The organism is Mesorhizobium sp. M4B.F.Ca.ET.089.01.1.1, assembly GCF_004022605.1.
Classification (GTDB): domain Bacteria; phylum Pseudomonadota; class Alphaproteobacteria; order Rhizobiales; family Rhizobiaceae; genus Mesorhizobium; species Mesorhizobium abyssinicae.
This window is the reverse complement of sequence record NZ_RZOS01000422.1, coordinates 1-4,868: the sequence shown is the minus strand read 5'-3', so window position 1 is coordinate 4,868 and position 4,868 is coordinate 1. Positions and strand designations below refer to the sequence as shown.

Here is a 4,868-nt window from a genome sequence, read left to right as displayed (position 1 = left end):
GCGACGGATCGATCTGGGACGCTTCCGTCCGCTCGATGCGCCGCGCCATGAAGGCGACGATCGCGTAGCAAAGCAGGGTGAACAGCGCCCAGATGCCGATCTTCTTGTCGAGGCCGGCCAGCAGGCCCGTCGCGGCGATCGCCAGCACCAGGATCGGCATGGCGGTCGCGCTGACCACCATGGTGCGGGCATGCAGCCTCAGGAGCTCGCGGTCGAAGTCGAGGCTGCCGGCCTGCTGCGAAAGACGGTCACGGGTTCTGCGCACCGCGCGCGCCACATCGCTGTTGCGATGCGGTTTCCTGCGGTCCACAATGAATTTGTCCGCTGTGTTCGAGCGTAGCAAAGGCATACAAACTTCAATTTCTGCGCGCAGCGATTTCAATTCGTTAAGCTACGTTCGAATGATTAAGAGACTGTTTGCCATATGAGCCGTTCCTGGTCGCCGAGGCCGCGCCGGCGATACGCTCCGCAGCCGCCTCGCAGCCTGTGGCGGCGGCTTTTCGACTATTGCCTGACCATAGTTCTGCTCGGTCTGCTGATCCTGCTCGCGGCCCGCCTCGACCGCTTCGAGACGCGCGAGGCCGCGGGCGCGGCGATCGTCAATGACGGCGATTCGATCACGCTTGGCGCCACGCGCATCCGCATGCGCGGCATCGACGCGCCGGAGTACCAGCAGACCTGCCGCAGGGACGGCGCCGACTATGCCTGCGGCAAGCTCGCGCGGCAGTCGCTGGTGCAGCTGATAGGCGGCCGTCCCGTGTCCTGCAGCGGCTGGCAGCAGGACCGCTATGGCCGGCTGCTTGGGGACTGCAAGGCGGGCGGCGTCAACCTCAACCGCGCCCAGGTCGAGGCCGGCTGGGCCGTCGCCTATGGCGATTTCGAGGCCGAGGAGGCCGGCGCCCGCGCCGGCAAGGCCGGCATCTGGGCCGGTACTTTCGACGAGCCGCAGGACTGGCGCGATACGCACGGCCGCGGACTGGTCGAAAGGAAGCACGGCACCTTGGCGTCTATCGGCGACGCCTTGCGCGAGTTTTTCCGCTTCCGGTAAGGAGATGGAGCGAGATTGGATCGGGAGGATGACAATGAAGCTGTTCGACGGCGGCCGCGCCCCCAATCCACGCAGGGTGCGGGTTTTCCTGGCCGAGAAAGGGATCGAGGTTCCGCTGGTGCCTGTCGACATGGGCGCGCTGGAGCACAAGCAGCAGGCCGTCAGTTCGCGCAACCCGCTGCAGCGCCTGCCGGTGCTCGAGCTCGACGACGGCACCATCATCACCGAATCCGTCGCCATCTGCCGCTATTTCGAGGAGCTTTATCCGGAGCCGCCTTTGTTCGGGCAAGGCGCGCTCGGCAAGGCAAAGGTCGAGATGTGGCAAAGGCGCATCGAGTTGAACCTGCTCAGCAGTGTCGCCCAGGCCTTTCGCCACATCCACCCGGCGATGAAGGAATGGGAGGTGCCGCAGGTCCCTGAGTGGGGCGAGGCGAACAAGCCGAAGGCGGTCGAATTCCTGAAGCTGCTCGATGCCGAACTGGCGCAACGCGAATTCGCCGCCGGCGACAGCTTCTCGATCGCCGACATCACCGGGCTGATCGCCATCGACTTCATGAAGCCGGCGCGCATCAAGGTGCCGGAGGAATGCACCAACGTGCTGCGCTGGCACGCGGCGATCTCCAGCCGGCCGAGCGCGGCCGCCTGAGGCCCGGATGAGCGAAGCGCTGGAGAGACTGACGGCAAGGGTCCGCGCCTGCCGCATCTGCGTCGAGAAGCCGCTTGGCCGGCCATTGCCGCACGAGCCGCGCCCGGTGCTGCTGCCGTCATCGACAGCGCGCATCCTGCTTGCCAGCCAGGCGCCGGGCACCAAGGTCCACCTCTCGGGCATGCCGTTCACCGACGCCTCCGGCGACCGGCTGCGCAGCTGGCTTGGCGTAACCAGCGAGGAGTTCTACGACACGGACAAATTCGCAATCGTGCCGATGGGGTTCTGCTTTCCCGGCCAGGATGCCAAGGGCGCCGACCTGCCGCCGCGCCGCGAATGCGCGCCGGCGTGGCGCGCCGAACTGATGGCGCTGATGCCGCAAATCGATCTGGTGCTGACCATCGGCGGCTACGCGCAGTCCTGGCACATGGGCACGGCGCGGCAGTCCTCGTTGACGGAAACCGTCAGGAACTGGCGCGCGATATGGGATGCGCCGGCCGGCCCGAAAGTGTTGCCGCTGCCGCATCCATCGTGGCGAAACACCGGCTGGCTGAAGAAGAATCCGTGGTTTGAAATGGATTTGCTGCCCTTCCTGAGGTCGGAAATCCGCTATCGCCTTGGTTAGGCATACAGCAAGAAAACACCCGCTTTCTGCATGTCTGGCAGAATTTCTTTCTTGTGAAAGGCCAGAATAAAAGGGATTATGGACAAACTATTCCTCAAAGCGCACGCCACGCAAGCCGGCGACATGCACTAACGGAGCATCCGATGGACCGCCTTGACCGAAAGATTCTGCGCCTCCTGCAGGAGGATGCGACATTGGCCGTCGCCGATGTCGCCAAGAAAGTCGGCCTGTCGACGACGCCTTGCTGGCGGCGCATACAGAAGCTCGAGGAAGAGGGCGTCATCAAGCGGCGCGTCGCTATCCTCGACCACGAGAAGGTCAATGTGCGCGTCACCGTCTTCGTGTCGATCCGCACCAATTCGCACAGCCATGAATGGCTGCGGCGCTTCTCAGAGGTGATCCAGGAATTTCCGGAAGTGGTCGAATTCTACCGCATGAGCGGCGACGTCGACTATCTGCTGCGCGTGGTGGTGCCCGACATCGCCGCCTACGACGCCTTCTACAAGCGGCTGATCGCCAAGATCGAGATCCGCGACGTCTCGTCGTCCTTTGCCATGGAGCAGATCAAGTACACGACCGAGATTCCGCTCGACTACATGGTGCTGGATAAGGAAGCCGGCGCCAACGCGGCTTGAGGTGCTGATGCGTGGCCGTTCTCCGGAAAGGTCACGCAAGCCTGCCTAGTTCTTCTTTTTGTTGAGGAAACTCCAGGGCGAGCTGACCGGCAGGGTGACCGTGTCCGGCACCGAGTTGACGCTTGCCACCTCGGCCTTGCGCACCGTGTAGCCCGACTGGATGACCGAGACGCCATCGAGGATGAAGAGTTGGCTCTTCTCCATCCCCGGCTTCAGCACGCCAGTGATGGAGACCGGCTGGTAGGCCTCTGACATCTTGTAGGGATGTGCCGGCGTCACCAGCACGATCTGGTTGGGCGGCGGCGTCGGCATATGGCTGCAGGCGCCCGTCCACGGCACCAGCAGGAACTGGTAGACGAGGTCGCCGTCGCGATCGGTCGGCAGCGCGTAGCCGGCTAATTGAACGGTCTTGTCCTGGAGGCCCAGGGACAGAGTCTCGCCGTGGTCCGGCAGTTTCGCCGCGATCATCGGCATGTTGGCGTCTTCGGCGATCGCCTGCGTCGCCGGCCGCAGGTCCTTCCAGAAGATATGCGCGGTCTCGGCCGAGGCATCGGCGGCAATGGAAATAAGCAAAGCAGCGGAGAGCGCGATGGTTGATTTGAGATGCTTGCTCACTGGCTGCTTCCTTTGCACCTGAGTAAAGACGCCGCCGTCCCCGGCGTCAACGCTCGAGCCGCATCACATGCCGGCGCGAGCCCGCGGTGCCGATCTCGTGGAAGCCTCGCACCCGGAACATGTCGCGAAAACCCATGAAGCGGTAGCTTGGCGCTGCCTGGTCGACCGGATAGGCCTCGATCACGCGCGCGCCCCTGTCAAAGGCATGGTCAATCGCCGCGTCGAGCAGCGCCGCCGCGAGCCCGCCGCCGCGCAGGGCCCTCGGTACATAGAAGCAGACGATCGACCAGACGCCCGTTTCGCTGTCGTCCTGAAGCTTTGAGAGCCTGCGATAGGTCTCGCGCGGCGCGACCGAGCACCAGCCGGCCGGCTTGCCGTCGACTTCAGCGACGATGCCGACGGGCGTCCCGGTCTCAATCAGCCCCATCATCATGCGCTTCTTCTCGGCGTTCCGGACGTGCTCGCGGCTGGAATGGCGCCAGGCCATGCACCAGCAATATTTCGGCGCGCCCGGCTGTTCGAAAAGTTCCTCGAAATCCGCGCGTGTCGCGCGCGTCACCTCCGCGAAGCGGATTTCGGCGCCGTCAGCCTTTCCTGGCGGCGATCCGCTCGATCGTCTTGGCATTGGTCAGTTCCTTCACTGCGTCCTTGCCAATCCAGCGCGCCGTCTTGTCGGTCGACTGCGCCAGTCGTTCGGCGACAGCAAGGGCAGCGCCGCGCATTTCCATCGATCGTTTGCCGATCGAACGAAGCGCCCAGTTCACCGCCTTCTTCACGAAGTTTCGGCTGTCGGTGGCATGGGCCTCAATGACCGGCAGGAAGTCGAGGAAGGTCGCCACCGGCTCCTTCTTCCGGTGCACGACCGACCAGGCCATCATGGCAAAGGCCGTGCGTCGAACGAACTCCCGTTCGTCGGCGGCGAACTCGTTGATCAGTTCCCTCCAGGAGTCTGTGTCGACGAAGAGATCGGAGACACCGTCGACGATATCCCACGAATCGAAAGACGCCGCCCATTGCCTCGCATCCGCGGCTGAAAACCGCTTCGGGTCGGCCGTCACGGAAGCGATGAACTGCGCTTCCATGATACCGGTTTGCCAGAGTTCGAAGGCGCGTTCATGGTTGCGCTTGATCTTCCTGGCGATCTGCCGCTGCACGCCGTGCGGAATGCCAAGCGCACGCTCGATCTTGATGCCGTAGCGCAGCATGCCGTGGCGATTTTCCTCCGAGCCGATCGAGCGCAGATACGCGACGATTTCGTCGGCGCTCGATTGGGGCGAAAGCTCGGCCATCGCGTTCCTA

General features: G+C 63.9%; 6 protein-coding genes and 2 pseudogenes. 4 read left to right on the top strand and 4 right to left on the bottom strand.

Annotated features, from left to right (window positions below; all coding sequences use genetic code 11):
- A pseudogene (locus tag EN780_RS27525) lies at positions 1 to 310 on the bottom strand (sensor histidine kinase); the annotation flags it as partial.
- A 114-nt stretch (positions 311 to 424) separates the two neighbouring features.
- On the opposite strand from EN780_RS27525, the gene EN780_RS27520 reads away from it, so the two are divergent.
- The 4 genes and pseudogenes from EN780_RS27520 to EN780_RS27505 all read left to right on the top strand — a co-directional run bounded on the left by EN780_RS27520 (position 425) and on the right by EN780_RS27505 (position 2,954).
- Positions 425 to 1,048, top strand: a complete 624-nt coding sequence (locus EN780_RS27520; protein ID WP_128275872.1) for a thermonuclease family protein — start codon at positions 425 to 427, stop codon at positions 1,046 to 1,048.
- A gap of 34 nt (positions 1,049 to 1,082) precedes the next feature.
- Positions 1,083 to 1,694, top strand: a complete 612-nt coding sequence (locus tag EN780_RS27515; RefSeq protein ID WP_128275871.1) for a glutathione S-transferase — start codon at positions 1,083 to 1,085, stop codon at positions 1,692 to 1,694.
- Between the two features lie 7 nt (positions 1,695 to 1,701).
- Positions 1,702 to 2,319 (top strand): annotated as a pseudogene (locus tag EN780_RS27510) (uracil-DNA glycosylase family protein); the annotation flags it as partial.
- 143 nt (positions 2,320 to 2,462) lie between these two features.
- Positions 2,463 to 2,954: an Lrp/AsnC family transcriptional regulator gene (locus EN780_RS27505; protein WP_126054500.1), complete on the top strand. Its 492-nt coding sequence runs from the start codon at positions 2,463 to 2,465 to the stop codon at positions 2,952 to 2,954.
- A gap of 45 nt (positions 2,955 to 2,999) precedes the next feature.
- Here EN780_RS27505 and EN780_RS27500 read toward each other — a convergent pair whose 3' ends face one another.
- Genes EN780_RS27500 through EN780_RS27490 form a run of 3 tightly spaced genes read right to left on the bottom strand, consistent with a single transcriptional unit; the run spans position 3,000 to position 4,858 of the window.
- Positions 3,000 to 3,569: a DUF3299 domain-containing protein gene (locus EN780_RS27500; RefSeq protein WP_127391885.1), complete on the bottom strand. Its 570-nt coding sequence runs from the start codon at positions 3,567 to 3,569 to the stop codon at positions 3,000 to 3,002.
- Between the two features lie 46 nt (positions 3,570 to 3,615).
- Entirely contained in the window at positions 3,616 to 4,194 is a 579-nt protein-coding gene (locus tag EN780_RS27495) for a GNAT family N-acetyltransferase (RefSeq protein WP_127391886.1), read from the bottom strand.
- On the bottom strand, positions 4,154 to 4,858 hold the full coding sequence (locus EN780_RS27490; protein WP_128275870.1) for a DNA alkylation repair protein: 705 nt from the start codon (positions 4,856 to 4,858) through the stop codon (positions 4,154 to 4,156). The genes EN780_RS27495 and EN780_RS27490 overlap by 41 nt, the downstream gene beginning before the upstream one ends.
- Positions 4,859 to 4,868: the final 10 nt, after the last annotated feature.